The organism is Litoreibacter arenae DSM 19593 (assembly GCF_000442275.2).
GTDB lineage: Bacteria > Pseudomonadota > Alphaproteobacteria > Rhodobacterales > Rhodobacteraceae > Litoreibacter > Litoreibacter arenae.
Genome location: NZ_KE557312.1, coordinates 69,970 through 94,784, shown reverse-complemented (window position 1 = coordinate 94,784; position 24,815 = coordinate 69,970). Strand labels below are relative to the sequence as shown.

General features: G+C 61.9%; 26 protein-coding genes and 1 tRNA gene. 12 read left to right on the top strand and 15 right to left on the bottom strand.

The features are described 5' to 3' along the window. Nucleotides 1–245: 245 nt before the first annotated feature. The 3 genes from THALAR_RS10610 (at nucleotide 246) to THALAR_RS10600 (ending at nucleotide 3,153) form a co-directional block, all read left to right on the top strand. Nucleotides 246–653 carry a Fur family transcriptional regulator gene (locus tag THALAR_RS10610; RefSeq protein ID WP_040818502.1) on the top strand — a complete coding sequence of 136 codons (408 nt, stop codon included), beginning with the start codon at nucleotides 246–248 and terminating at the stop codon, nucleotides 651–653. Nucleotides 654–815: 162 nt separating this feature from the next. After that, nucleotides 816–2,093 (top strand): phosphopyruvate hydratase, encoded by a 1,278-nt coding sequence (eno, locus tag THALAR_RS10605; protein ID WP_021101551.1) that lies wholly within the window; start codon nucleotides 816–818, stop codon nucleotides 2,091–2,093. 52 nt (nucleotides 2,094–2,145) lie between these two features. Continuing rightward, nucleotides 2,146–3,153, top strand: a complete 1,008-nt coding sequence (locus tag THALAR_RS10600) for a hypothetical protein (protein WP_021101550.1) — start codon at nucleotides 2,146–2,148, stop codon at nucleotides 3,151–3,153. Here the strand turns inward: THALAR_RS10600 and THALAR_RS10595 are convergent. Next, on the bottom strand, nucleotides 3,142–4,098 hold the full coding sequence (locus THALAR_RS10595) for a DNA topoisomerase IB (protein ID WP_021101549.1): 957 nt from the start codon (nucleotides 4,096–4,098) through the stop codon (nucleotides 3,142–3,144). The two genes, THALAR_RS10600 and THALAR_RS10595, sit on opposite strands and share 12 nt — an antisense overlap. A gap of 5 nt (nucleotides 4,099–4,103) precedes the next feature. Then, nucleotides 4,104–4,319 (bottom strand): hypervirulence associated TUDOR domain-containing protein, encoded by a 216-nt coding sequence (locus THALAR_RS10590; RefSeq protein WP_021101548.1) that lies wholly within the window; start codon nucleotides 4,317–4,319, stop codon nucleotides 4,104–4,106. Between the two features lie 81 nt (nucleotides 4,320–4,400). Here THALAR_RS10590 and THALAR_RS10585 point away from each other — a divergent pair, with 81 nt between their 5' ends. After that, nucleotides 4,401–4,826 carry a cupin domain-containing protein gene (locus THALAR_RS10585; protein ID WP_021101547.1) on the top strand — a complete coding sequence of 142 codons (426 nt, stop codon included), beginning with the start codon at nucleotides 4,401–4,403 and terminating at the stop codon, nucleotides 4,824–4,826. Here the strand turns inward: THALAR_RS10585 and THALAR_RS10580 are convergent. Beyond that, nucleotides 4,813–5,889, bottom strand: coding sequence for an anhydro-N-acetylmuramic acid kinase (locus tag THALAR_RS10580; RefSeq protein ID WP_051153727.1), 1,077 nt, complete (start codon nucleotides 5,887–5,889; stop codon nucleotides 4,813–4,815). The genes THALAR_RS10585 and THALAR_RS10580 overlap by 14 nt on opposite strands. Before the next feature lie 103 nt (nucleotides 5,890–5,992). Here THALAR_RS10580 and tyrS point away from each other — a divergent pair, with 103 nt between their 5' ends. Further along, nucleotides 5,993–7,243, top strand: a complete 1,251-nt coding sequence (gene tyrS / locus THALAR_RS10575) for a tyrosine--tRNA ligase (RefSeq protein ID WP_021101545.1) — start codon at nucleotides 5,993–5,995, stop codon at nucleotides 7,241–7,243. Between the two features lie 87 nt (nucleotides 7,244–7,330). Here the strand turns inward: tyrS and THALAR_RS10570 are convergent, their stop codons facing one another. The 3 genes from THALAR_RS10570 to THALAR_RS10560 all read right to left on the bottom strand — a co-directional run bounded on the left by THALAR_RS10570 (nucleotide 7,331) and on the right by THALAR_RS10560 (nucleotide 10,795). Beyond that, the gene (locus THALAR_RS10570) at nucleotides 7,331–9,625 is read right to left on the bottom strand and encodes an NADP-dependent malic enzyme (protein ID WP_021101544.1); all 2,295 of its coding nucleotides are present in this window, start codon (nucleotides 9,623–9,625) and stop codon (nucleotides 7,331–7,333) included. Between the two features lie 144 nt (nucleotides 9,626–9,769). After that, a complete protein-coding gene (locus THALAR_RS10565) occupies nucleotides 9,770–9,961 on the bottom strand; it encodes a hypothetical protein (protein WP_021101543.1) in 192 nt (63 codons plus the stop codon). Between the two features lie 66 nt (nucleotides 9,962–10,027). After that, complete coding sequence (locus THALAR_RS10560) at nucleotides 10,028–10,795, bottom strand: NAD kinase (RefSeq protein WP_021101542.1); 768 nt, start codon at nucleotides 10,793–10,795, stop codon at nucleotides 10,028–10,030. Nucleotides 10,796–10,978: 183 nt separating this feature from the next. Between THALAR_RS10560 and glyA the strand changes: the two genes are divergently transcribed. Continuing rightward, nucleotides 10,979–12,274, top strand: coding sequence for a serine hydroxymethyltransferase (gene glyA / locus THALAR_RS10555; RefSeq protein WP_021101540.1), 1,296 nt, complete (start codon nucleotides 10,979–10,981; stop codon nucleotides 12,272–12,274). A gap of 79 nt (nucleotides 12,275–12,353) precedes the next feature. Here glyA and THALAR_RS10550 read toward each other — a convergent pair whose 3' ends face one another. Together THALAR_RS10550 and THALAR_RS10545 are read right to left on the bottom strand one after the other, a co-directional pair. Next, nucleotides 12,354–12,788, bottom strand: a complete 435-nt coding sequence (locus tag THALAR_RS10550) for a universal stress protein (protein WP_021101539.1) — start codon at nucleotides 12,786–12,788, stop codon at nucleotides 12,354–12,356. A gap of 124 nt (nucleotides 12,789–12,912) precedes the next feature. Beyond that, nucleotides 12,913–13,374: a hypothetical protein gene (locus tag THALAR_RS10545; protein ID WP_021101538.1), complete on the bottom strand. Its 462-nt coding sequence runs from the start codon at nucleotides 13,372–13,374 to the stop codon at nucleotides 12,913–12,915. A gap of 79 nt (nucleotides 13,375–13,453) precedes the next feature. On the opposite strand from THALAR_RS10545, the gene THALAR_RS10540 reads away from it, so the two are divergent. Further along, the gene (locus THALAR_RS10540; RefSeq protein WP_040818384.1) at nucleotides 13,454–13,915 is read left to right on the top strand and encodes a MarR family winged helix-turn-helix transcriptional regulator; all 462 of its coding nucleotides are present in this window, start codon (nucleotides 13,454–13,456) and stop codon (nucleotides 13,913–13,915) included. A 3-nt stretch (nucleotides 13,916–13,918) separates the two neighbouring features. On the opposite strand, the gene THALAR_RS10535 is transcribed toward THALAR_RS10540, so the two are convergent. Further along, nucleotides 13,919–14,557 carry a TetR/AcrR family transcriptional regulator gene (locus THALAR_RS10535; protein ID WP_021101536.1) on the bottom strand — a complete coding sequence of 213 codons (639 nt, stop codon included), beginning with the start codon at nucleotides 14,555–14,557 and terminating at the stop codon, nucleotides 13,919–13,921. Between the two features lie 110 nt (nucleotides 14,558–14,667). On the opposite strand from THALAR_RS10535, the gene THALAR_RS10530 reads away from it, so the two are divergent. The 5 genes from THALAR_RS10530 to THALAR_RS10510 all read left to right on the top strand — a co-directional run bounded on the left by THALAR_RS10530 (nucleotide 14,668) and on the right by THALAR_RS10510 (nucleotide 19,302). Next, complete coding sequence (locus THALAR_RS10530; RefSeq protein ID WP_021101535.1) at nucleotides 14,668–14,967, top strand: hypothetical protein; 300 nt, start codon at nucleotides 14,668–14,670, stop codon at nucleotides 14,965–14,967. Nucleotides 14,968–15,041: 74 nt separating this feature from the next. Further along, nucleotides 15,042–16,325 carry a homoserine dehydrogenase gene (locus THALAR_RS10525; RefSeq protein WP_021101534.1) on the top strand — a complete coding sequence of 428 codons (1,284 nt, stop codon included), beginning with the start codon at nucleotides 15,042–15,044 and terminating at the stop codon, nucleotides 16,323–16,325. 75 nt (nucleotides 16,326–16,400) lie between these two features. Next, nucleotides 16,401–17,369, top strand: coding sequence for a class II fructose-bisphosphatase (gene glpX / locus THALAR_RS10520; protein WP_021101533.1), 969 nt, complete (start codon nucleotides 16,401–16,403; stop codon nucleotides 17,367–17,369). Continuing rightward, entirely contained in the window at nucleotides 17,369–19,111 is a 1,743-nt protein-coding gene (recJ, locus tag THALAR_RS10515; RefSeq protein ID WP_021101532.1) for a single-stranded-DNA-specific exonuclease RecJ, read from the top strand. Before glpX ends, recJ begins: the two co-directional genes overlap by 1 nt. 116 nt (nucleotides 19,112–19,227) lie before the next feature. Next, nucleotides 19,228–19,302, top strand: a tRNA-Glu gene (locus tag THALAR_RS10510). Nucleotides 19,303–19,361: 59 nt separating this feature from the next. On the opposite strand, the gene THALAR_RS10505 is transcribed toward THALAR_RS10510, so the two are convergent. From THALAR_RS10505 to THALAR_RS10485, 6 genes are all read right to left on the bottom strand, one after another. Beyond that, nucleotides 19,362–20,474: a GGDEF domain-containing protein gene (locus THALAR_RS10505; protein ID WP_021101531.1), complete on the bottom strand. Its 1,113-nt coding sequence runs from the start codon at nucleotides 20,472–20,474 to the stop codon at nucleotides 19,362–19,364. Continuing rightward, nucleotides 20,471–21,073: a heme NO-binding domain-containing protein gene (locus tag THALAR_RS10500; RefSeq protein WP_021101530.1), complete on the bottom strand. Its 603-nt coding sequence runs from the start codon at nucleotides 21,071–21,073 to the stop codon at nucleotides 20,471–20,473. The genes THALAR_RS10505 and THALAR_RS10500 overlap by 4 nt, the downstream gene beginning before the upstream one ends. 163 nt (nucleotides 21,074–21,236) lie before the next feature. Next, on the bottom strand, nucleotides 21,237–22,523 hold the full coding sequence (locus tag THALAR_RS10495; protein ID WP_021101529.1) for an MFS transporter: 1,287 nt from the start codon (nucleotides 22,521–22,523) through the stop codon (nucleotides 21,237–21,239). Between the two features lie 138 nt (nucleotides 22,524–22,661). Continuing rightward, entirely contained in the window at nucleotides 22,662–22,880 is a 219-nt protein-coding gene (locus THALAR_RS10490; RefSeq protein ID WP_021101528.1) for a hypothetical protein, read from the bottom strand. Then, complete coding sequence (locus tag THALAR_RS18580) at nucleotides 22,877–23,026, bottom strand: hypothetical protein (protein WP_021101527.1); 150 nt, start codon at nucleotides 23,024–23,026, stop codon at nucleotides 22,877–22,879. Before THALAR_RS18580 ends, THALAR_RS10490 begins: the two co-directional genes overlap by 4 nt. Before the next feature lie 184 nt (nucleotides 23,027–23,210). Then, nucleotides 23,211–24,767 carry a trimethylamine methyltransferase family protein gene (locus tag THALAR_RS10485; protein ID WP_021101526.1) on the bottom strand — a complete coding sequence of 519 codons (1,557 nt, stop codon included), beginning with the start codon at nucleotides 24,765–24,767 and terminating at the stop codon, nucleotides 23,211–23,213. Between the last annotated feature and the right edge of the window lie 48 nt (nucleotides 24,768–24,815).

Sequence of the window (24,815 nt, the reverse complement as noted above, 5' to 3'; positions counted from 1 at the left end):
GCGTTAAAATGGTCGTGGAGGCGTTTCCTCCACCGGACCCATTCGCGTGAATATCGGGAACGTGTGTGCTGCGGCGGTGCAGTGCCTTGCGTCGAACGCAAAGCTCACGCGGCACCATAAGTGCGCAGGCTTGAAGGGCAGATGCGCCTTGCGGCGGCATAAGTCAAGGCTTGGTCGCTATTTGGGGTGGAGGCTTTGCCGAGGCGTGCCTAAAATACCTTGGAACGACGAGGAGAATGCGCCGCATGGGAAAATCTATCATCAGCCGCTCTGCGGAGCGAGGGCTGCGCATGACGGGGCAACGCCGCGTGATCGCCAAGGTGTTGGAGGACGCCGACGACCACCCCGACGTGGAAGAACTGCACGCTAGGGCGTCTGCGCTGGATGCGGGGATTTCAATTGCAACGGTCTACCGCACTGTGAAGCTGTTCGAGGAAGCCGGATTGCTGGAACGGCTGGAGTTTGGCGACGGGCGCGCGCGGTATGAGGATGCGGAGCGGGACCATCACGACCACCTGATCGACATGCAAACCGGCGAAGTGATCGAGTTTGTGGACCCTGAAATCGAAGAGCTACAGAAGCGGATCGCGAAGCGGCTCGGGTACAAGCTGAAAGGTCATCGGCTGGAGCTATACGGGGTCAAGGAAGGCTGACATTCGCCGCCGATAACGTACGTCAAGCACGCGATATACGCAGTTTTGTAAGATTTGTACGCTTTTGACACGGGAATAGCGCAGCGCTCACTTCTTGCCCCAAGGCGGCCGCAGGCCTATACCCTGTCCCAACGGCAACCTGACCTTAAGGACTCCCCTGCTATGAGCACAATCATCGACATTCACGCCCGCGAAATCCTCGACAGCCGGGGCAACCCGACGGTGGAGGTGGACGTCATGCTGGAAGACGGCACCATGGGCCGGGCGGCGGTGCCTTCGGGGGCGTCGACCGGTGCCTACGAGGCCGTGGAGAAACGTGACGGTGACAAGGCGCGCTACATGGGCAAGGGCGTGCTGGACGCGGTGGCGGCGGTGAATGGCGAACTGGCGGAAAACCTGCTGGGCGAAGACGCGCTGGATCAGGTCGGCGTCGACGAAATGATGATCGAGCTGGACGGCACCGACAACAAGGGCCGTCTTGGGGCGAATGCGATTTTGGGTGTCTCCATGGCTGTGGCGAAGGCCGCGGCGGATTTCACCTCGCAGCCGCTGTTTCGCTATATCGGCGGGACGTCGGCCCGCGTGCTGCCTGTGCCGATGATGAACATCATCAATGGCGGCGAACATGCGGACAACCCGATCGACATTCAGGAGTTCATGATCATGCCGGTCTCGGCGGAGAACATCCGCGAAGCGGTGCGCATGGGATCCGAGGTGTTCCACACGCTGAAGAAAGAACTGTCGGCGGGCGGATACTCGACGGGCATCGGTGACGAAGGCGGCTTCGCGCCTGCGATTTCGTCATCGCGCGAGGCGTTGGATTTCATCCTGAAGGCCGTCGAAAAGGCGGGCTACAAGCCGGGCGAGGATATCTATCTGGCGCTGGACTGCGCCGCGACGGAATACTACCGCGATGGCAAATACGACATGAAGGGCGAAGGCAAGGTCCTGACCTCCGACGAGAACGTGTCCTATCTGGCGGCACTGGTGGATGACTACCCGATCATCTCGATCGAGGACGGCATGAGCGAGGATGACTGGGACGGCTGGGCCTCCCTGACCACCGTTCTGGGCGACAAGGTGCAACTGGTCGGCGACGATCTGTTCGTGACCAACCCCGCGCGTCTGGCCGAAGGGATCGAAAAGGGGTCCGCCAACTCGATGCTGGTGAAGGTGAACCAGATCGGCACGCTGACCGAGACGCTCAAAGCTGTGGAAATGGCGCATCGTGCCGGGTTCACGAATGTGATGTCGCACCGCTCCGGCGAGACCGAGGACGCGACGATTGCGGATCTGGCGGTGGCAACCAACTGCGGGCAGATCAAGACAGGCTCTCTGTCGCGGTCGGACCGTCTGGCGAAATACAACCAGTTGATCCGCATCGACGAAATGCTGGGCGAGACGGCGCAATATGCCGGTCGCTCGATCCTGAAAGGCTAGGATTGGTGGTGCGCGCGGCACTGTCCGCGCGCAGACCGCCCCGAGGGCCGACATGAAAACATTTGCCATCATCCTAGGCGTCATCGTGACGGTCGCGGTGATCGTTCTGGCTTATGGCTCCTGGCTGATGTCGGGTGCGCCGAGCTTTGGGCCTGCCCCGCGCAAAACGCCTGCGCCGGAGGGGTTCGACGCCGCACAGTTCCCCGATATCTCGCAGCTTGCCAGCACAGGGTCGATCAAGGTCGTCGACCTGAGCGATTACGGCGACTATTTCGAGCACTACTACCTGCCCGATCTGCAAGTGACCTATTTCATTCTCTTTGCCGGTGGCGGTATGACGAATACCGTGCTCGTCGACAGGACGGGCAGCGTATTCGGGACCATCAAACAAAACGCACGTGCCTTCCCGATGAACGGCTATTTCGTCGATCTGGACGCGTATTACGAGGTGAGCGCAACCGATGTCAGCGGCCCCGTGCCCCATGAGCTCATCGAAGGGCCGATTCCGCCTGCCGAGTTGAAAGCCTATATCGACGCCAGCACCCACTACCGCAGTTTTCGGTGGCGCGATGCCGGTCAGGACCGCGCCGAATATGCCGCCGAATTGGACACCCATGTGTTCAGGCATGAAGGCGTTTGGAAGAAAGTGGTGACGAATACCGCATATCACGAGTGGAAAGGCGCGGATTTTGCGCGGCTGGATACGCAGTATTACGTCACCGCGACGCCCACGGCGGAAGATCAGAGGCGCTTTGCAGATGGCAAATACAGCGTGAGCCTGACCCATTTCGATCAGCAAGAGTACATCCGGCGTCGCGGTGCGATTATGGGCAGCCCCACGGGGCAAGGTACGCCGGAGCAGTGGCGCGGGACCGGCTATTACACGTTAAAGGCGGGCGATGACGATTTGCGATTTTCGATCCTGAACGACGCCCAGATCCTGTCAGGGGGCGGGCGCGTTTACCTGACGCTTGAAGGGCGGGGCGATCTGGATTTTGTTGTTCTCAAGCATAACGGGCGCGGGCAGGACAAAGACGTGTTCGTCATTTCAGCGCCCTAGGAATGCCAGCAGCCGCGCCTCGGCGGCGCGAAGCTCGCGGATATCGGGGGCGTCGGGCAGGTTCGGATCGGTTCCCGCCAAGGCGATCACATCGGGATGGATATAGCTGCTTCGCGCGATAGCGGGCGTATTCTTCAACCGCTCGGCGGCGGCCTCGGACATGGACTTGATCGTGGCGCCGCCCTGCTCCGCCACCTCGAAGGCCGACACCGTGCCGGCCCATGTGCGGAACGTCTTGGCGGTGGATCCGTCATGGCCCGAGGCCTCGCGCAGGTAGTCGTTGAGCGCGCCGGAGCCGAGGGTAAAGGTCTCGCCATCCTCGATCCAAGTCAGCAGCGTCGCTCCCGGCAAATCGGCGGCGGCATGCAGCACGCGGGCCAGCGTGCGGTCCGACAGTGACCGGCGCACCCGCTTGCCGCCCTTGGCACGGTAGTCGAGGCTGATCTTCCCGTCCTTCAATTTCAGGTGCTTGCGGCGCAGGGTCAGCACCCCGTAGCTGCCATTGTCGCGGGCGTATTCGGGATTGCCGACTCGGATCGCCATTCGGTCGATCATCGCGGCAGCGGCGGCGAGGGCGAAGCGACGGGTGCCTTCCTCTTCCTTCAGATCGCGGCGGATACGGCGACGCAGGCGGGGCAGGCTCTCCCCAAACTCCGGCAATGCGTCGAACTTGGCGCGGGCCTGCTGCTCTGCCCAAAGGTCGTGGTAGCGGTACTGCTTGCGGTCGCGGGCATCGAGTCCCGTCGCTTGCAAATGGCCGTTGGTGTGAGGCGACATCCAGACGTTTTCATAGGCGGGCGGGATGGCCATGGCTTCCAACCGCGTGCGCTCGGTCGGGTCGTCGATCGTGGTGCCGTCGGGTGCGCGGTAGCTGAACCCCGTGCCCCAACGGATGCGGGAAATGCCGGGGTTGTCGTCGCCGTAATAGAGCAGATTTGCGCCCATCCGCGTCAGGCCTTCCTGATCTCGGACGCGAGCTTGAGCACGCCGGTGCCGTCGTCTTGTTCAATGTAGACCGCCGGGTCGTCGTCGGAGCCGTCGCGCGTCACCTCGGTGCCTTGCAGCGTGCGGGTGATTTTGCGGGTGTAGGTTTTCTGCACCGTGCCTTGCGCAGCGCCGTCGCCCCAATCCCATTCAACGCTGTCGCCTTCGGTATAGTTTGCCATGTTGTGTGTCCTTGGATTGTTCACATAGCAAACTCCAAAGGCGTCTTGCGGGTTCCGCGAGCGGCGCAGTAGGGTGTGGTCATGGACCCCGATGACCTGATCGACCGGCTGAAACTGAAGCCACACCCCGAAGGCGGCTGGTATCGCCAGACATGGGTGGCCGAGGGGGACGGGCGGCCGTCCGGAACCTGCATCTATTTCCTGCTGAAACACGGCGAGCGGTCACACTGGCACCGCGTCGACGCGGCGGAGATATGGCATTTCTACATAGGCTCCCCGCTTGTCGTGTCACTGGCTGATGACGCGGCAGGACCGGCGACGGATCACCTGCTTGGCCCCAATTTCAGCGCCGGACAATCCCCGCAGATCATCGTGGCAAAGGACCAGTGGCAAGCCACCTCTGCCCCGAATGGCTGGGCATTGGTGGGCTGCACGGTCTCGCCCGGGTTCACCTTTGACGGGTTCGAGCTGGCCCCGCCGGAGTTCGACATCCCTAGGGGTGGCTGACCGTCCCGCCGCCGACATTCGCCGCGACGCCGGTGGTGCCGGGGCAACTGGTCGGCAAACCCCGAGCAACCCGCACGGCGAGGTAGGCGAAGGCCTGCGCCTCCAGCATGTCGCCGTCGAGGCCGTGATCGTCGATATCGTCAACCTCAAGCCCAGTCAGCGCGCGAAGCCGCGCCATGATATGGCGGTTACGTCGCCCGCCCCCGCACACGAGGATACGCGCAGGTGGTTTGGGCATATGTTCCATCGCGCGGGCGACGGAGGCGGCGCAGCACTCGCTCAACGTGGCGGCTGCATCCGCGTCGGAGAGGTTCGCGACCGCGTCCGACAGCTGCGCAAACGTGTCCCGATCCAGCGATTTAGGCGGCATTTTATGGAAGTAGGTTTGGGTTAGGAATTTCTCCACGATTTGCACGTCTGCTTTGCCTTTCGCGGCAAGCGCCCCGTCGCGGTCGTAAGGTTTGCTCCGGCGGGTCTGCATCAGGTCATTGATCGGGGCATTGGCCGGCCCCGTATCGAAGGCAAGAACAGCCCCTTTTGCAGCGGGCTTGTCATGGCTAGGGTCTACATAGGTGACGTTGCCCACGCCGCCGAGGTTCAGGAAAACCACGGGCTGCGAAAAAGAGAGGTATTTCGCACAGGCAAAATGAAAAAACGGCGCCAGCGGTGCGCCCTGCCCGCCCAACTGCATATCCGCGCTGCGAAAATCGCAGACCACAGGGCATTGCAGAAACTCGGCCAGCAGCGCCCCGTCGCCGGTCTGATGCGTGCGATGGTTGGCGGGGTCATGCGCCAGGGTCTGGCCGTGAAAGCCAACAAGTGTGGGTGTCTGGTCCGGATCGGCGGTCATCATGCGGCTGAGAAGCGTCGCGTGAACGGTCTCGACCGTTTCGGCGGCGGCGGCGACCTGTGGCCCGTCCGGCCACTGCCCGAGTGCGGCTGCGATGCTGGCCCGCTCCTGCGCCGTGTAGGCGCGATAAGCGCTTTCACCGAACGCGGTGATGGTATGGCCATCGGTGCGCAGCAGGGCTGCGTCCACCCCGTCAAGCGAGGTTCCCGACATCGCGCCAAGCGCCCAAACAGGTCCTGTGATCTTCAATGGGTTCCCCTCCGCGGCCCTCGCGCCTATAAGGCGCGAAACACAGTTTCGCAGGGACGATACCCCAATGACCTACCATGCCAAATCCGAATTTCTGACCGTGATGATCGAGCGTGGCTTTCTAGCCGATTGCACCGACTATCAAGGGCTGGACGATGCATTGGTCGCAGGCGTGGTGCCCGCCTATATCGGCTATGATGCGACGGCGAAGTCGCTGCATGTGGGTCACCTGATGAACATCATGGTGCTGCGCTGGTTCCAGAAAACCGGCGGCAAGCCGATTACCCTGATGGGCGGCGGCACCACAAAGGTCGGCGATCCCAGCTTCCGCGCCGACGAGCGGCCGCTTCTGGACGAGGCGGCCATCGCCGCCAATATCGACGGAATGCAGCAGGTTTTCGCCAAATACCTGACCTATGGCGAAGGCGAAACCGATGCGCTTATGCTCAACAATGCCGAATGGCTGGACGGGCTGAACTACCTCGAATTCCTTCGCGATATCGGGCGGCATTTCTCGGTCAACCGGATGCTGAGTTTCGAGAGCGTCAAGTCGCGGCTGGACCGCGAGCAGAGCCTCAGCTTCCTCGAATTCAACTACATGATCCTGCAAGCCTATGATTTTCTTGAGTTGAACCGCCGCTACGGCTGCCTGTTGCAGATGGGCGGCTCCGACCAATGGGGCAATATCGTCAACGGCATCGACCTGACGCGGCGGGTACTGGATCACGAGATCTACGGCCTGACCACGCCGCTTCTGACCACATCCGACGGGCGCAAGATGGGAAAGTCGCAAGGCGGCGCCATCTGGCTGAACGGCGACATGCTGTCACCCTACGAGTTCTGGCAATTCTGGCGTAACACGACGGATGCCGACACGGCCAAGTTCCTGAAGATCTTCACCGAGCTGCCCGTGGACGAATGCGATCGTCTGGGCGCGCTGGAAGGTCAGGAGATCAACGAGGCCAAGATCATCCTCGCCAATGAGGTCACAGCGCTGCTGCATGGCGAAGATGCGGCGCGAACGGCACAAGCCACGGCGCATGAAGTTTTCGAGAAAGGCGGCACCGGCGAAGACCTGCCTACACTGGCACTCAGCGCGGAGGAGCTCGGCGACGGCATCTCCATCGTGCAACTGATCGTGCGCTCGGGCCTTGCGGGCTCCGGCAAGGAGGCGAAACGCCTGATCGCGGAAAACGGCGCGAAGCTGAACGACGAGCCGCTGACCGATGCGGGCCTGTTCCTCACCGCCGATCAACTGGCCCAGCCGATCAAACTCTCCGCTGGCAAAAAGCGCCACGCGCTGGTCACGCTTTCCTAGACTTCTTTTTTCCGAAAATACCTCGGGGGCTTGGGGGCGGAGCCCCCAAACAAAACAATCGTGGGCCGAAGGCACATTTAGATCATCCTACCCGTAATGCGCCACGGGTGTGCCTGCGATAGCCGACATGTTCAGCAGCCCGCGCGCCGTGATGGACGGCGTCACGATATGGGCTTTATTACCCATCCCCATCAGGATCGGCCCGACCTCAAGCCCGCCGGCCTTCATCTTCAGGATGTTACGCACCCCGGATGCCGCATCGGTATTAGCGAAAACCAGCACGTTGGCGGCCCCGTCAAACCGGCTGTTGGGCAATAGCCGCGCGCGCAATTCGGGGTCGAGCGCGGCATCCGCGTGCATTTCGCCCTCATAGGCAAAGTCGCGCGGCTGCGCATCCAGAATGTCCAAGGCCCCCCGCACCCGCCGGCCCGTGATGCTGTCCAGATTGCCGAATTGCGAATTGGAACACAGCGCTATTTTCGGCGCCAACCCAAAACGGCGCACATGGCGGGCGGCGGCGATAACGGTCTCTGCTATCTGCTCCGCCGTGGGTTCTGAATGCACGTGGGTATCGGCCACGAAAAGCGGGCCATCTTCCATGATCATCAACGACAGGGCGCCCACGGGATGCAGCTCTTCGCTTCCCAATACCTGCGACACGTAGTTCAGATGCCACAGGAATTGACCGAACGTGCCGCAGATCAGGCTGTCGGCCTCGCCGCGATGAACCATGACCGCACCGATGGCGGTAGTGTTGGTGCGCATGATCGCGCGGGCCAGATCAGGGGTCACACCACGGCGCTGCATGATGTGGTGATAGGTTTGCCAGTAATCACGGTAGCGGGGGTCGTCATTGGGGTCGACCAGCTCGAAATCGCGGCCCGGCTTGATCGACAGACCTGCCCGCTCGGCGCGGCGTTCGATTACGTCGGGGCGACCAATCAAAATCGGCTTGTCCGTGGTGTCCTCCAGCATCGCGTTGGCGGCGCGCAGGACGCGCTCGCTTTCGCCCTCGGTGAAGACGATTTTGCGGGTCGCGGTGCGGGCTGCCTCGAAGACCGGGCGCATGATCATCGCGGATTTGAACACGGAGCCGTCCAGATGCGCCTTGTAGCTTTCCAGATCCTCCAGCGGCCGCTTGGCGACACCGCTTTCCATCGCCGCCTTGGCGACCGCGGTGGCGACCACGCCCATCAGGCGCGGATCGAAAGGTTTGGGGATCAGGTAGTCCGGCCCGAAGGTAAGTTGCTCACCCTGATAGGCGGCGGCCGCCTCGGCGGAGGTGGTGGCCCGGGCCAATGCGGCGATGCCTTCGACGCAGCCGATTTTCATCTCGTCATTGATCGTGGTGGCCCCCACATCCAGCGCTCCGCGGAAGATGAACGGGAAGCACAGAACGTTGTTCACTTGATTGGGGTAGTCGCTGCGGCCCGTGGCGATGATCGCATCGGGGGCAACTTCGCGGGCCGCGTCGGGCATGATTTCGGGCGTCGGGTTGGCCAGCGCGAAGATAATCGGGCGCGAGGCCATTTTACCGACCATGTCAGGCGTCAGGACGCCGGGCCCTGACAGCCCAAGGAACAGGTCCGCACCTTCGATCACGTCATCAAGGCTGCGCAGGTCGGACTTCTGCGCGAACGCGGCTTTCTGCGGGGTCATTTCTTCGGTGCGGCCCTCGTAGACCAGACCCGCGATGTCGCAAAGCCAGACATTTTCGCGCTTCACGCCCAATTTCAGCAGCATGTTAAGACATGCAATGCCCGCCGCGCCGCCACCGGTGGAGACGATCTTGATGTCCTCGAACGTCTTTTCGGCAACGCGCAACGCGTTCGTGGCAGCGGCCCCGACAACGATGGCGGTGCCGTGCTGGTCGTCGTGGAATACAGGAATGTCCATCCGTTCGCGGCAAATCTCCTCCACGATAAAACAATCGGGGGCCTTGATGTCTTCAAGGTTGATCGCGCCGAAAGTCGGGCCAAGGGCACAGACAATTTCGGCCAGTTTTTCCGGGTCATTCTCGTTCAGTTCAATGTCGAAACAGTCAATATTGGCGAATTTCTTGAACAGGACCGCCTTGCCCTCCATCACCGGCTTGGAGGCCAGCGCGCCGATATTGCCAAGGCCCAGAACAGCGGTGCCGTTGGTCACCACGCCCACAAGATTGCCGCGGGAGGTGTAGTCGCGGGCGGTGTCCGGCTCGGCTTTGATCTCCAGACAGGCTTCCGCTACGCCGGGGGAATAGGCACGGGACAGATCGCGTCCGTTGGCCAGCGGCTTGGTCGCGCGGATCTCCAGCTTGCCGGGTTTCGGGAAACGGTGATAATCCAAAGCCGCCTGACGGGTGCTCTTCTGGCGGTCTTCTTCCGTGCGATCCTCGGCCATCCTGTTCCTCCCAGAACAAACTAGTTTAATGCTAAACTATATTTCAATCGTATTTCGATGTCGCTTGGAAAAACGACTGAAAGCAAGCATCGCATATCGCGTTGCTTGCCGCCAGCGGATGTTGGGAGGATGGTGCCGGTCCGCTTAACGGATCGGCGTATTGTCCGTGTCCTGGGTGGGAAGGTCGCGTTTGCGCAGCTCCTTCAGACGCGCTTCGGCCTCAGCCATGGTCAGGTCGTCGCTGAAAGGCATCTCGTGCAAGATCGCAAGTTCACGCAACTCGTAGCGCTGCGCATCGTTCATAAGGGCGGGGTCGGATGTCTTGTTCTGTGTCACGTGGAAACCTCCTGTTCGGGTTGCTGTCAGGAAGTTAACGGTCTGGAAGGCGCGAGGTTCCGTAGATCAGGCGAATTGCTCGCGGATCAGGCGTTCCTCCAGCCCGTGACCGGGATCGAACAGGATGCGGTGGGTGACGTTCGGCTCGGACGTGATTTCGACCGACACGACACTTCCGGCGGTGCGGCCGTCGGCGTCCGCCATCACAGGACGCTTGCGTGGTTGCAGCACCTCGAATCGGACCTTGGCGGCCTTTGGTAACAGTGCGCCGCGCCAGCGGCGGGGGCGGAAAGCAGACATGGCGGTGAGGGCCAAAACCTCCGACCCGATGGGCAGGATCGGCCCGTGGGCGGAGTAGTTATACGCGGTGGAACCCGCAGGTGTGGACACCAACGCCCCGTCACAAACAAGCTCTTCCAACCGCTCGCGACCATCGACAAAGATGCGCAGCTTGGCGGCCTGCGACCCCGCCCGCAGGAGTGCGACCTCGTTTATGGCGAGCGCTTCGTGGACGGTGCCATCCTCGCGAATGGCCTTCATGCGCAGGGGGTTTATGTCTTCCTCCACCGCATCGCGCAGCCGATCGCGCAAATGCGGCTCGTGATACTCGTTCATCAGGAAACCGACCGTGCCGCAATTCATGCCGTATACCGGCGTGTCCAGATGCTGCGTGCCATGCAGGGTTTGCAGCATGAAGCCGTCCCCGCCCAACGCCACGATCACCTGCGCCTCGTCCAGCGGGGCGTCGCCGTAGCTGTCGACCAGCGCCGCACGGGCCTCGCGGGCGACGTCAGTCTCCGAGGCGAGAAAAGCGATTTTGTCGACGTCGTGCATAAGGGCTCAGGTTTCCAAGTCTTTCCAAGACCTTCGCGTGGGTGGGGCGGAAACACAAGTCCATCATCGGCAACAAGGCGGCGCAACTGAATGGTGCCGTGTCGCTTTGACCGCTTCCGGTTGCGCGGAATTGGCCTTAAAAGGCGCAAGAATCTTGCGCTGCCTCTTAGGGAAGGACCCCCCATGAACGCCACACACCGCGACGACGGATTTTTCACCGAACGCCTTGAGACCCGCGACGCCGAATTGTTTGGCGCCATCACAAAGGAGCTGGGCCGCCAGCGCGACGAGATCGAACTGATCGCGTCCGAAAACATCGTGAGCCGCGCCGTGATGGAGGCGCAAGGCTCCGTGCTGACCAACAAATACGCCGAAGGCTATCCGGGGCGGCGCTATTATGGCGGGTGCCAATATGTTGATATCGCGGAAAATCTGGCGATCGACCGCGCGAAGGAGCTGTTTGGCTGCGACTTCGCCAATGTGCAACCGAACTCCGGCTCGCAAGCAAACCAAGGCGTGTTTCAGGCGCTGCTCAAACCGGGCGACACCATTCTGGGCATGTCGCTGGACGCAGGCGGCCACCTGACCCACGGGGCCGCACCGAACCAGTCCGGTAAGTGGTTCAACGCGGTACAATACGGCGTGAAGCCGGACACGCTGCTGCTGGACTACGAACAGGTCGAGACGCTGGCGCTGGAGCACAAGCCACAGATGATTATCGCCGGCGGCTCCGCCATTCCGCGCCAGATCGACTTTGTCAGGATGCGTGAGATTGCCGATAAAGTGGGCGCGTTCCTGCTGGTGGACATGGCGCATTTCGCGGGTCTCGTGGCAGGCGGGCAGCACCCGTCGCCCTTCCCGCATGCGCATGTGGCGACGACCACGACGCACAAGACCCTGCGCGGGCCGCGTGGCGGCATGATCCTGACCAATGACGAGGCGCTGGCGAAGAAGTTCAACTCCGCCATTTTCCCCGGCATCCAGGGCGGGCCGCTGATGCATGTGATCGCAGGCAAGGCCGTGGCCTTCGGCGAGGCGCTGCGCCCAGAGTTCAAAGAATACCAGAAGCAGGTGATCGCCAACGCGCAGGCGATGGCCGACCAGCTGATCAAGGGGGGCTTGGACATCGTCACCGGCGGCACGGATACCCATGTGCTGCTGGTCGACCTGCGCCCCAAAGGGGTCAAGGGCAACACCACCGAGAAAGCCCTGGGCCGCGCCTACATCACCTGCAACAAGAACGGCATTCCGTTCGATGACGAGAAACCGACGATCACCTCGGGCATCCGGCTTGGCTCACCCGCAGGCACCACGCGCGGGTTCATGGAGGCCGAGTTCCGCCAAATCGCGGATATGATCGTGGAAGTCGTGGACGGTCTGGCCGCCAATGGCGAAGACGGCAACGCAGCGGTGGAAGATGCGGTGAAGGCCAAGGCGCTGGAATTATGCGGCAAGTTCCCGATTTATCCGGAGCTTTGAGGGCCATCAAAAAAACGAAAGCCCCCGAATTCACGGGGGCTTTTTTGACTGCATAGCCGCTTCGGTCAGACTGGCTCCGTCAACGGACAGTCAGAACAGGACACGCCGCGTGCGACGTCAGTTTCTGCGAAACACTCCCCTGTAACAGGCCGCGCAGACCACCAAGACCGCGACTTCCTGATACAACCAGATCAATGCCTTTGTCGCTGACGTATTTGAGGATCGCCTGCGAGGTGTCGCCGATCAGTATCTCGACCGCATCCGGCTTGTGCCCGGCCTCCTCAGCCCAGGCCTTTGCCTTGTCTACGACCGCCTTGCCCTGAGCGTTAACCGCGTCAGGGGTGGGCAGTGCGCCAACCATGCTGCTGCCGAACGAAAGGCTTTCGACCTCGATCTGAGGGGCATGAACGACATGCAGGGCGGCGTCATATTTCGTCGCCAGATCGCTGGCGTAGCGTACCGCGTTTTTGGAATGATCGGACCCGTCGACGGCAACCAGAATTTTAGTGAACATGACTTGCTCTCCTTTCAGGCAGAAATCCGTATGTGGATTGCTTTTCTTCATGGTAGGTCCCATGGACATCTCCTCCAAGCGGTATTGCTGCTGTTGCGAGGGCTACTTTGTCGCGCTTGCCGCATCAGGGCCTGTTCGCCGGCGCAACTGCCTTGCGCAGCTTGCCTTTCAGCCGCAATCCATCCCGCATATTGAGGCCCAGCAGTGATATATTCACGGCACCCGCGATCAACTCCAGACCCTGCACGATGTAGAACCATTGATCGAACGCGCCCGCCTGCGCCTTGAACGACAGGAACAGCGCCGAGGGGATCAGGATCAGGATGCCGTTCGCCGCGATGAACGGCATACGCTTTTTCTTGGTCTCCACCAGCGGGCCGCGGTACTTTTTGCCCAACTTGAACCCCGACCCGCCAACGGTGGCAAGCGCCGGGATCAGGATGACAAAGCCCCATGGTATCAAGGTCTTGACGGTCACTACCGTGTCTATGTCGGCGAAAACTTCCGCCACCGCTGTCGACAGCCAGAACGTGACGATCATGAGCAGAGCGACACCGCCAGCGATCGGGTGAATGGTCCTGGTCATTGAATTGCTCCTGCTGTTCAATTAAATATAGCATAGTATGTATATTAACATAGCAGGCTATTCAAGTGGTGCGCAGGATATGAAATTCGCCAAGCAAGAATCCGCAGGTTATCTGGTCAATCATCTGGCCCGACTGTTCGCCCGTGGGCTGTCGACACGGATCAAGCCCATCGGCCTGACAACCGGCACCTTTCCCGCCCTTCTGGAGTTGTGGGAGACGGACGGGCTGACCCAAAAAGAACTGGTCGACCGGCTGGATATCGAACAGGCGACGATGGCCAACACCTTGGCGCGGATGGAACGGGACGGGTTGGTCGTGCGCAAGAAACATCCGTCCGACGGTCGGGCGCAGCGGGTGTTTCTGACCGACCGCGCCCGCAGCTTGCGCGACCCCGCCCTGAGTGAGGCCATGAAGGAGAACGACGACATGCTCGCCGGACTGACGACGCCCGAGCGCGAGGCATTCATTGGCCTGGTGCAGAAAATTATACTGTCAAAGCAAAAGGATGCCGACCGCGACGCGCCAAGCGGCAATGCCTGACGCCTACTCCGCCGCCTGCTGCGCCTCCGCCTTGCGCTGGCGTGCCTTCCAGCGGGGCATGCGGACGGCCTTGCCGGCCATGTCGGAATAAATCGCCTCGACCCGCGCCAGCGACAGGCGACCGTCGGGCTTGTACCAGCTTGTCACCCCGTTAAGCATCGCGATCAGGGCCAGTGTCGTCAATTTCGTGTCGTCGACATCGAACACGCCCTCGTCCTGACCCTGTTTCAGAATGCCTTCCAGCGAGTTCTCGTACTGGCGGCGCATGTTTTCCAGCGCCTTGAAGTTGTCCGGCTCCAGATTGCGCAATTCCATGTAGGAGATGAACACCTGCTCGGGCCGCTCCAGATGAAAACGGATGTGGAAACGAGAGAAGGTTTCAAGCTGTTTGACGGGGCCTTCAGGTTTCTCCTCGGCCTCCCACGCGTCCAGAACTTCCTGCATATGGTCGCGCAACAGATCGAACAAAAGCGACTGTTTATCAGGTGTGTAGAGGTAGAGCGCGCCCGCCTGAACACCGACCTCCGCCGCGATCTGGCGCATTGAGACGGCGGCAAAGCCGTGGGCTGCGAACAGCTTCAGCGCCGCCGCACGAACGCGGGGACCGGTGATGTCCGAATGTGAACCTGTTTTGCGTGCCATACAGGTGATGCTAACTAAACGGGCGTTCAAATCAACCCTATATGTCGCGCTGGACGCCCCTGCCGCCGCCGCCTATTGTGCGCCCCAGACCTCACACCGGACCGGAGCCTATGCGCTGCACCTCAGTCTTTCTACTTCTTGCGTTGCTGTCCGCCTGCACCGACAACCTGCCGTCAGTTGATGCAACCATCAGCCCGGAAGCCCGCGCGGCGGACTACCCCGCGCTGGTGCCTTTGCCGGACCTGATCGCACGCTCGCAAACAGACAGCACAATTGAGGTAGAAACCAAACGTCTCGCCGCCCGTGTGGCGCGGCTGAAAGCCCGCGCACGGGCATTGCAAGGCCGCAGCATCATCGACGGCGCGACCCGGCTGAGGCTGATCAACGCGGTGAAGGATCGCCCGGCCTGAGCCCTGCTTGCATTGCACCCCCACACGATACGCGCTAACGAGCGGCCAACACCTTATTTTGACGGAGATTCCCCATGTCTGACCCCCTTCGCCTTGGCATCGCAGGACTGGGCACCGTGGGCGTGGGCGTCGTGCGCATTATCCGCCAGAAGGCAGCCCTGCTGGAGGCGCGGACAGGCCGCAAGATCGTGATCTCCGCCGTGTCCGCCCGCTCGCAAAAGGATCGCGGCGTGCCGCTGGACGACTACGCATGGGAAGACGATCCGGTAAAACTGGCGACGCGCGACGACGTGGACGTGTTCGTGGAACTCATGGGCGGCGCCGACGGCCCAGCCAAGGACGCGACCGAGGCCGCGTTGAAGGCGGGCAAGGATGTGGTGACCGCCAACAAGGCCATGCTGGCGGAGCACGGCCAGGAACTGGCGCTGCTGGCCGAAGGCAAGGGCCGCGTTCTGCGCTTTGAGGCGGCGGTCGCAGGCGGCATCCCCGTCATCAAGGCGCTGACCGAGGGGCTGGCCGGCAACGACATCACCCGCGTCATGGGCGTAATGAACGGCTCGTGCAACTACATCCTGACCCGCATGGAAAACGCCAATCTCACCTATCAGGAGGCCTTCGACGAGGCCGACGGGCTGGGCTATTTGGAAGCCGACCCGGAACTGGACGTGGGAGGCATTGACGCCGCGCACAAGCTGGCATTGCTGGCGTCGATCTCGTTCGGCACGCAGGTCAAGTTCGACGGCGTGCAGCTCGAAGGCATCGGCTGCGTCAGCATCGAGGACATCCACCAAGCCGCCGATATGGGCTACAAGATCAAGCTGCTGGGCACAGCCCAGATGACAGGACGCGGGCTTGTGCAATCCATGACGCCCTGTCTTGTGCCGTCTACCTCGCCCCTTGGGCAACTTGAAGGCGGTACCAACATGGTCGTGCTCGAAGGCGACCATGTGGGCCAGATCGTGCTGCGCGGCGCGGGGGCTGGCGAAGGCCCCACCGCAAGCGCCGTGCTGTCCGACATCATAGACATTGCACGCGGATTGCGGCTGCCAACCTTCGGCCAGCCCGCCGACACGCTGAAAACCGCGCCATCCGCCAATTCCGGCACGCCTGCGCCGTACTACCTGCGCATGACGCTGCATGACAAACCGGGTGCACTGGCGAAGATCGCGACTTGCCTCGGTGACGCTGGCGTGTCGATCCACCGGATGCGCCAGTACGACCATCTCGACGACAAAGCGCCGGTGCTCATCGTGACCCACACCACCTCGCGCGACGCGCTGGATGCGGCGCTGGCGAAGCTGCCGAAAACCGGCGTGCTGGCCTCCGACCCCGTCGCCCTGCGCATCGAAGAGGTCTGAGGCACCGCCTGCCATCCTTGATCCCCGAACCCGCCCCCGCTAAACGGGATGCAACTGCCATTTAAGGATTTCCCCATGACCGTCTCCACCGACCAGTTTCAGGACCGCATGTTGTCCCTCGGGCTCGCCCGCGTCTCCGAGGCCGCCGCATTGGCCTCCGCCAAGCTGATCGGGCGCGGCGACGAGAAGGCCGCCGACCAGGCCGCCGTGAACGCCATGCGCCAGCAGCTCAACCTGCTCGACATCGCGGGCGTCGTGGTCATTGGTGAGGGCGAGCGGGACGAGGCCCCGATGCTCTTCATCGGCGAGGAGGTCGGCACCGGCAACGGCCCCGGCGTGGATATCGCACTGGACCCGCTGGAAGGCACCACGCTGACCGCCAAGGACATGCCCAACGCGCTGACCGTGATCGCCATGGGGCCGCGCGGCTCCATGCTGCACGCGCCGGACGTCTATATGGACAAGCTGGCGATCGGCCCGGGCTATGCGCCCGACACCGTGACCATGGAAATGTCGGTGAAAGAGCGTGTGGCTGCACTGGCCAAGGCCAAGGGCTGCAAGGCGGACGACATCACCGTCTGCGTGCTGGAGCGCCCGCGTCATGAGCAGATCATCGCGGATATCCGCTCCACGGGTGCTGCAATCCGCCTGATCACCGACGGCGACGTCGCAGGCGTCATGCACTGCGCCGAGGCCGCGACGACTGGCATCGACATGTATATGGGCGAAGGCGGCGCGCCCGAAGGGGTGCTGGCGGCGGCGGCGCTGAAATGCATGGGCGGGCAGATGTATGGCCGCCTCGTGTTCCGCAACGACGACGAGCGCGGACGCGCCGCCAAGGCAGGCATCACCGATCTGGACAAGGTCTACACCCGCGACGAGATGGTGACGAAAGACGTGATCTTCGCCGCCACAGGCGTCACCGATGGCTCGATCCTGAAGGGCATCCGCCGTGAAGTCGGCTACCTGACGACCGAGACGATCCTGATGCGGTCCAAAACCGGCTCGGTCCGCCGCATGATTTACCGCAATCCGGTCAGCTAATGACCGATGCCTTTCTTGGCGTAGAGCGCTCGTTGACAGGCCGCCGCTGGGTCGGCCTGTCGGTTGAGCAGGACCGTCAGGCAGAGGCGATGGCCCAGCAAACGGATCTGCCACGCCCGCTTTGTGCCACGCTGGCGCGCCTTGGCGTGCCGTTGGACAAGGCCGAGCAATACCTGACCCCTGCCCTGCGTGATCTGCTCCCCAACCCGTCCGTTCTGAAAGACATGGACGCGGCGGCTGCCCGCGTGGCGGATGCGGTGCGCAAGCGGGAACAGATCGCCATTTTCGCAGATTATGACGTGGACGGCGGCTCTTCTGCCGCGCTGCTGATCTGCTGGCTGCGCGATATGGGGCTGCCCGCGACGCTCTACATCCCCGACCGGATCGACGAGGGCTACGGCCCGAACGCCCCCGCCATGGCGGGGCTGGCGGCGGATCACGACCTGATCCTTTGCGTCGATTGCGGGACGCTGTCCCATGACGCGCTGGCGGCAGCAACTGCGGCGGACGTCATCGTGCTGGACCATCACTTGGGCGGCGAAACCCTGCCCCCCGCGTTGGCCGTGGTGAACCCCAACCGGCAGGACGAGGACGGCACGCTCGCGCATCTCTGCGCCGCTGGCGTGGTGTTCCTGCTGCTCGTCGCCGTGAACCGCGCGATGCGCAGCGAGCGGGAGGTGCCAGACCTGATGGCAATGCTCGATCTGGTCGCACTGGCCACGGTGGCCGACGTCGCGCCGCTGGTCGGCGTGAACCGCGCCTTGGTGCGTCAGGGTCTCAAGGTCATGGCCGCGCGAGGCCGGGTCGGGCTGCGGGTGCTGTCCGACGTGGCGCGAATGGACACGGCACCCACCTCCTACCACCTTGGATTTCTGCTCGGACCACGGATCAACGCGGGCGGACGCATCGGCGCGGCGGATTTGGGCGCGCGTCTGCTGTCCACGGATCAGGAGCACGAAGCGCAGGCATTGGCGGAACGGCTCGACACGCTCAACACCGAGCGCCGCGAGATCGAAACCGCCGTACGCGAAGCCGCACTGGCGCAAGCCGAAGACCGAGGGCTGGACGCGCCGCTGGTCTGGGCCGCAGGCGAAGGCTGGCATCCGGGCGTGGTCGGTATCGTCGCGGCGCGCTTGAAAGAGGCCAGCAACCGCCCCGCCGTGGTGATCGGGCTGGAGGGCGACGAAGGCAAAGGCTCCGCCCGCTCCGTCTCCGGCATCGACCTCGGGGCGCAAATCCAGAAACTGGCCGCCGAGGGGCTGTTAATCAAAGGCGGCGGACACAAGATGGCCGCCGGTCTGACCGTCGCCCGCGACCAGTTGGAACCCGCCATGGCGCGACTGACCGAGATGATGGAAAAGCAGGGCGCGGGCCTGCTGGGGCCGTCCGATCTCCGCCTTGACGCGGTGATGATGCCCGCCGCCGCGACGGTGGAACTGATCGAGCTGATCGAGCAGGCCGGGCCCTTCGGCGCGGGAGCCGCAGGGCCGCGATTCGTCTTCCCCGACCAACGCATCTTGTTCACCAAGCCCGTGGGCGACGGCCATCTGAAAATCAGCTTTGGCGATGGCGGCCCTGTCAAACTGGACGCCATCGCCTTCGGCGCGTTCAATTCCGACTTGGGGCCGACGCTGGAGGCCCATGCCGGACGCCACTTTCACCTTGCCGGACGGGTGGAAATAAACAGCTGGCAGGGGCGTCGGTCGGCTCAACTGCGGCTTGAAGATGCGGCCTTGGCGTAAGCCTCGGGGTAACACCGGCAGGTTTGCCGAATTGCTTGGCTTTTTCCGGCCCCTCCTGCAACTTTCTGCTTGCCAGCGCGGCGCACCTTGCCTAAATAGCCCCTCACGATCCCGGTGCTCCCTTCGTCTATCGGTTAGGACGCCAGGTTTTCAACCTGGAAAGAGGGGTTCGATTCCCCTAGGGAGTACCACTTTCGTTTCCCCCCGAAATTGGACAACATCCTTCGCGCATCAGCTTGTGCGTCATCTGTCAGCCGATCCGGCTCGCCTGCTGCGGTTTGAATACCGTGTGGCAGGCCCGCCCTTGGTTTTTGGACGCATATAGTGCCTCGTCGGCGTCGTTGAGCATACGGTCGGCGACCGGTTTCGTATAAAAGCTGGAAAGGGTCGTGCCAATACTGGCAGAGATACGGCATAGGTGGCCGTCATAGGCGACAGGTTCTTCCAGCCGCGCGATAATGCGCCAGGCGATGCCCTCCAGCACCGGTAGATCGACACAGCCTTGGAAGATCAGCACAAACTCGTCCCCGCCGACACGGGCGACCATATCGCTTGCGCGGGTCTCGTCCTGCAAGATGCCCGCCACATGCCTGAGAACATGATCGCCCGCGCCATGGCCGAACGTATCGTTGACCTGCTTGAAATGGTCCAGATCCAGATGCATCAGCCCGAACGCCTGGCCAGAGCTTGCCAATTGCTGCAACACCAGGTCCATGCCCCGACGGTTTTGCAGGCCCGTCAGCGTGTCGGTCAGCGCCTGCACTTCGGCGGCGGAACGCGCCCCTTCCAGCCGTGCGTTCAGTCGCTTCGATTCCTCCAAAGCGACAGACTTGGCCTCGATCAGGTAGAGCATGTCCACGGTCGGGTCGGCGGGGGCGAAATCGGCGCTGTTCAGGTTATAGCGCTGCACCGCCTCGACCACGTTGACGCCCAGCGACAGGTTCAACAGCCCCCCACAGGCGGCATCGCCGGGCGGTGTCGGCAGCGGGCGCAGCACCGGAGGGGCGTCATCCGCCTCCCGCCTGTCAGGCTGCAACGGGTCCTGCGCGGCGGGCAAAGGGACAAACAGACCCTTTAGCCCCAGCTGGTCGCCGTGGCGAAATCTGGCCCGCACAAGGCAGCTGCCATGAGATACCAAATCCGCATAGCTGCGGATATTCTGGGGGCGCTTGATCTCGAACAGTTCCAACAGACGCCTGCCAGACAGCTGTTCATCAGGGCGCAATTTCGCCAGTGTCGGTCCCACAGACAGGATATGACCGGTTGCGGACACATGCAGATGCATCGGCATCAACGCCCCAAGCGCCGCCGCCTCCATCGGCAGGTAGCATCGCGGTGTCGCCGGTGTCGGGGGCGCGTTCACCGCACGATATCCGTCGTAACCAGTCCGAAGCCGCGCCCGGAGGTAAAGTCTGCCTCGAACACCTCCGCCGTAATTTTCTCACGCATAAGGCCATCTTTCGCAGCTCGCCCATGCTCCAGCACCGCCAGCGCCCCGTAATCATCGGCCAAAGCCCGCAATATCCCCAGCAGGACCGCGCCGAATCCCTCCCGCTCGCTATTCACCAGTATGCTGAAAGCGCTTTGCGAATGCACATCGACCTCAAGTCGCGGCAGGTGAAGATCAGGCAGCGCCAGCTTCACCCGATCATGCAGGTCATCAAGAGACAGCACGAAATCTTCGAACGTCGCGCCACCAAAGCGCAGCAGCCTGCGCACCGGCTCCATCCTTGCGTGGGTCACCAGATACGCGCCCAAATCCTCGCAAAGCTGCGCCGGTGTTTTGTCGAGCCGCGCGGCCAAGGCATTCAGCACATCGTCAAGTTGTTGGTCCGGATATGTCAGCATCGCTTCGAATTCAGGCGACGGCACCCCTGCATCCGCTACAGCCTTTTGCCAAAGCCCGTCGCCATACGTGTCCTGCGAAAAACACTGCAATGCGCGATGAATCATACCGTACATGATAGTGCCTCTTCTCAAACCTGAGACCACACCTGCCGCAAAACGATTAAGAAACTGCCAAGGAAGGGTTGCGGGGTCTTTAAAGTTGAAACTGGCTGTAGCTACCGGAAGGTCGGGTTCGAGGCCATTCCGCTCAATGCTGTTGCCTCAACCGAAGGTAGCCTCAACCGTCCAGATCATTTGTCCGACGTTCCAGCAATGTGTCCTGCTTCCGAGCGCTGCATACTGCATCTGGTTCGGTGCGCGGATCCAGCCCCATGGCGACCGGCGAGATGTCCGGAAGCTGCACAAACTTTTCCCGGGCTTCGGCAGGCAATGCCGGCACCGTCCTAATGCTGAACAGCACGAAGATCGCATAGGCGATTGCGATCGCGGATTCGAAAAGGAAAAACGATTTGGGACCGTAGATCGACATAAGCGTCGACGCGATCAGGGGGCCGATTGTTGCGCCGATAGAGTAGACCATGAGCAGACGGCCGGATGCCGCAACGTAGTATTTCCGGTCCAACCGGTCGAAAGTCTGCGCGACACACAGCGGATAGACGCTGTTGTTGGCCCCGCCGAATGTCAGCGCCATGGCCATCAAGACGCCCAGTGGCACCCCTCTGGCAATCGAGTTTGACAGCAATATCCACGACATTCCAACCGTCAGCAGGATGCAGGACATGACAATGCGACGGTCAAACTTGTCCGCCAACATGCCGATGGGCACCTGAAAGGTGAGGCCACCGATCACGATGGTGCTCATGAAAAGGGCGGCTTCCGTCACGCTCAGACCGATCTGGCGGGCAAAGACGACGCCCATCGCGAGGAAAGAGCCGACAAGCATTCCCGCAACGCCCGCGCCGATCACACCGACTTTTGACGCCGCGTATAGCTCTCTCAGACCCAAAACACGTAATTCCCGAAGATTCGGCTCGCCCAGATTTGTCAGGGCAACGGGAACCAGAGACAGACCGATCAGTGCGGCAGCAATCATCAAAAGGTCACTGCCTCCCACAGGGGCCACGTTTACCAATGTCTGGCCGGTTGCAATCGCGAGGTATAAAATCAGCATGTAAACGCCCAGAACACGTCCGCGGGTCTCATTGCTGCTGCGACCGTTCAGCCAGCTTTCAATAGACGTTGTCATCCCCGCAATACAGAACCCGTTGATAATACGAAGGGCCACCCACGCTACCGGATTGAAGAAAAACTCATAGGCAAGACAGGTTGCGGCGGTCAGCGCAGCGAAAGCCGCGAAGGCGCGGATATGTCCAATTCGAAGGATGACATGCTTGGCCTTGTAGCCTCCAAAGGCAAGACCCATGAAGTAGGCCGCCATGATCGCGCCGATAAGCGCGACAGGGTAGTCCGCCGCTTCCATGCGTAGCGGCAACACGACGCCAAGCAGGCTGTTGCCAGCTATGAAAGCCGCCGTGGCCCCAAACAGGGTTCTTATCGGCGCCAATACCCCGCGCAGACTTTGCGCATCAACTTGACCCGAAATGGCTTCTCTCCAATCAATGGTTAAGCCTGAAGCTAACGTTTTACGTAGTTAAGGCGGCAGTTATAAGAAAGGCGATTGTATCCTTGACAAACCCGCGACTTAGGCGCTCTGTTGGCCCTTGTGCCACTCGGCAACTTCACTGCAAAACGGGCCGATGTTATAACCTGAAACAACCGGTTCATCTGCACCATTTGGCGTGAACTCACAGTAATCATTGTCATCACAGGTGTAAGCGCCGATGACTTCGCCGTCTGTGCTGATCACGTCGCCGCTGTCCGCAGGGAAGCCCTCAAGTGTAACATAAAAATGGTCCGTCATTTGCCAGCTTCGTCCTTCTTGTCGTTCGGCTTCCGTTTCGCCGGCTTCCTCAGCTTTTCATAGAACCGCTCCTCGTCGTCGTCCGTCTCTGGCTGGAGGACGGCTTCTTTAAAGCGGTCTAGTTTACTCTTTTTGTTTTCATCCATCACATTCTACGTATGCATCTCTCCAACCAATGATCCAGCCTGAAGCTAACGTCTTATATAGTTAAGGTCGCGCCTATAAGAAACCCGGCCAAGCGAGCGTCGCTTGATTGCGAAATGCGCATAAGCAGCAATAGGTGCGACCGCAGCGAGAGCCCGCTTCATGTCGTATCACAGCCGCTAACAGCTAAAAATCCGTCGGCACCCCGCCCTCGGCCTTCCGCCGCGCCACGAAATCCGCCAACTCGCCGCGGATGGCGCTGTCTATCGGCGGGGCCTCGAACTCCTCGATGATGCCCTTGTACATCTCGTGCGCCCGCTCGGCGGTCCAGACGCCGCCTTTCAGATCCCACGCCTCGTAGTTGGACCAGTCGGAAATCAACGGCGAATAGAACGCGTCCTCGTAGCGGTCCTGCGTGTGCTGGCAGCCGAAGTAATGCCCGTTCGGGCCAACCTCCCGGATCGCGTCCACGGCGATATCCTCCGGCGTGGTCGCATAGGTCGCAGGTTCCATATAGCGCTGGATTTGCTGGAGCACGTCGCAATCCATGATGAACTTCTCAGGGGACGCGATCAGCCCGCCCTCCAGCCAGCCCGCCGCGTGGTAGACCACGTTGGTGCCCGACTGCACGGCGGCCCACAGGGAATTCGACGTCTCCCACATCGCCTGCCCGTCCGGCACGTTCGCGGCACACACACCGGACGAGCGGATCGGCAGCCCGTAGAACCGCCCCATCTGCCCCGTCATCTGCGTCGCGCGCATATATTCCGGCGTTCCAAACGCAGGCGCGCCGGTTTTCATGTCCACATTGGAGGTGAACGTCCCGATCGCACAAGGCGCGCCGGGGTTGATGACTTGCAGCAAAACAATCGCCGCCAGCCCCTCGGCCAGCGACAGCGTGACCGCCCCCGACATGGTCACGGGTGCCATGGCCCCCGCCAAGGTAAACGGTGTGACGATCACCGGCTGGTTGCGCCGTGCATGGATCATCGCGCCTTCCAGCATCGGGAAGTCATGCTTCAAGGGCGAGACCGAGTTGATGTTGGTATACATATGCGGCTTGGCGTCGAACTCCTCGCGCGTCATGCCGCCCGCGATGCGCACCATCTCCATCACGTCCTCCACCCGCTCCTTACCCAGTGAATAGGCGTGGACGACCTTGTCGGTCAGGGTCAGCTTCTCGAACAGGCAATCCAGGTGGCGTTCGCGGGGGTGAATGTCGATGGGCTCCACCGGGTAGCCGCCCGCGAAATGGATGCAGTTGAAGAACTGGGTGAGCTTGATGAACTCCTTGTAGCCCTCAAAATCGCCGGTGCGTTTGCCGCGCTTCAGATCCCACATATTCGGCGGCGAGGAGACGTTGCCGAACACGAGATGCCTGCCCCCAATCGGAATGGCGCGGTCGGGGTTGCGCGGCGTAATGGTGAACTCGGCGGGCGCGTGGCCAAGCATCTCCATCACGAAATCCTCGTCCATCCTGACATTGGTGCCGTCGACCTTGCAGCCCGCCTTCTTGAGAATGTCGCACGCTTCGGGGTTCAGAAACTCGATCCCGATCTCCGACAGGATACGCATACACCCCTTGTGAATGGCCTGAACGCCGTCCTCGTCCAGCGGCTCGGTCGGCTTGTCCACATTAACCGGAATGCGCCACGGCATCTGCTCCGGCAGCTTCGAGGTCGTGCGCCGCGCGTTGCCCGCCCGCCCGCCGCCCCGCTTGCGTTTCAAGGTCTCGATCACCATCTGCGCCTCCCCGTGCCACCTGCCCAACCAGACTGCACTGCACCACGG

Excerpts from the sequence above, each read along its gene's own strand:
- THALAR_RS10560 (WP_021101542.1), bottom strand. The coding sequence starts at position 10,795 with ATGCACGACGTCGACAAAATCGCTTTTCTCGCCTCGGAGACTGACGTC.
- glyA (WP_021101540.1), top strand. The coding sequence starts at position 10,979 with ATGAACGCCACACACCGCGACGACGGATTTTTCACCGAACGCCTTGAG.
- THALAR_RS10525 (WP_021101534.1), top strand. The coding sequence starts at position 15,042 with ATGTCTGACCCCCTTCGCCTTGGCATCGCAGGACTGGGCACCGTGGGC.
- THALAR_RS18580 (WP_021101527.1), bottom strand. The coding sequence starts at position 23,026 with ATGGATGAAAACAAAAAGAGTAAACTAGACCGCTTTAAAGAAGCCGTC.
- THALAR_RS10485 (WP_021101526.1), bottom strand. The coding sequence starts at position 24,767 with ATGGTGATCGAGACCTTGAAACGCAAGCGGGGCGGCGGGCGGGCGGGC.
- THALAR_RS10610 (WP_040818502.1), top strand. The coding sequence starts at position 246 with ATGGGAAAATCTATCATCAGCCGCTCTGCGGAGCGAGGGCTGCGCATG.
- THALAR_RS10595 (WP_021101549.1), bottom strand. The coding sequence starts at position 4,098 with ATGGGCGCAAATCTGCTCTATTACGGCGACGACAACCCCGGCATTTCC.
- THALAR_RS10535 (WP_021101536.1), bottom strand. The coding sequence starts at position 14,557 with ATGGCACGCAAAACAGGTTCACATTCGGACATCACCGGTCCCCGCGTT.
- glpX (WP_021101533.1), top strand. The coding sequence starts at position 16,401 with ATGACCGTCTCCACCGACCAGTTTCAGGACCGCATGTTGTCCCTCGGG.
- eno (WP_021101551.1), top strand. The coding sequence starts at position 816 with ATGAGCACAATCATCGACATTCACGCCCGCGAAATCCTCGACAGCCGG.
- THALAR_RS10545 (WP_021101538.1), bottom strand. The coding sequence starts at position 13,374 with ATGACCAGGACCATTCACCCGATCGCTGGCGGTGTCGCTCTGCTCATG.
- THALAR_RS10570 (WP_021101544.1), bottom strand. The coding sequence starts at position 9,625 with ATGGCCGAGGATCGCACGGAAGAAGACCGCCAGAAGAGCACCCGTCAG.
- THALAR_RS10585 (WP_021101547.1), top strand. The coding sequence starts at position 4,401 with ATGGACCCCGATGACCTGATCGACCGGCTGAAACTGAAGCCACACCCC.
- THALAR_RS10580 (WP_051153727.1), bottom strand. The coding sequence starts at position 5,889 with ATGTCGGGAACCTCGCTTGACGGGGTGGACGCAGCCCTGCTGCGCACC.
- THALAR_RS10550 (WP_021101539.1), bottom strand. The coding sequence starts at position 12,788 with ATGTTCACTAAAATTCTGGTTGCCGTCGACGGGTCCGATCATTCCAAA.
- recJ (WP_021101532.1), top strand. The coding sequence starts at position 17,369 with ATGACCGATGCCTTTCTTGGCGTAGAGCGCTCGTTGACAGGCCGCCGC.
- THALAR_RS10600 (WP_021101550.1), top strand. The coding sequence starts at position 2,146 with ATGAAAACATTTGCCATCATCCTAGGCGTCATCGTGACGGTCGCGGTG.
- THALAR_RS10530 (WP_021101535.1), top strand. The coding sequence starts at position 14,668 with ATGCGCTGCACCTCAGTCTTTCTACTTCTTGCGTTGCTGTCCGCCTGC.
- tyrS (WP_021101545.1), top strand. The coding sequence starts at position 5,993 with ATGACCTACCATGCCAAATCCGAATTTCTGACCGTGATGATCGAGCGT.
- THALAR_RS10500 (WP_021101530.1), bottom strand. The coding sequence starts at position 21,073 with ATGTACGGTATGATTCATCGCGCATTGCAGTGTTTTTCGCAGGACACG.
- THALAR_RS10540 (WP_040818384.1), top strand. The coding sequence starts at position 13,454 with ATGAAATTCGCCAAGCAAGAATCCGCAGGTTATCTGGTCAATCATCTG.
- THALAR_RS10490 (WP_021101528.1), bottom strand. The coding sequence starts at position 22,880 with ATGACGGACCATTTTTATGTTACACTTGAGGGCTTCCCTGCGGACAGC.
- THALAR_RS10590 (WP_021101548.1), bottom strand. The coding sequence starts at position 4,319 with ATGGCAAACTATACCGAAGGCGACAGCGTTGAATGGGATTGGGGCGAC.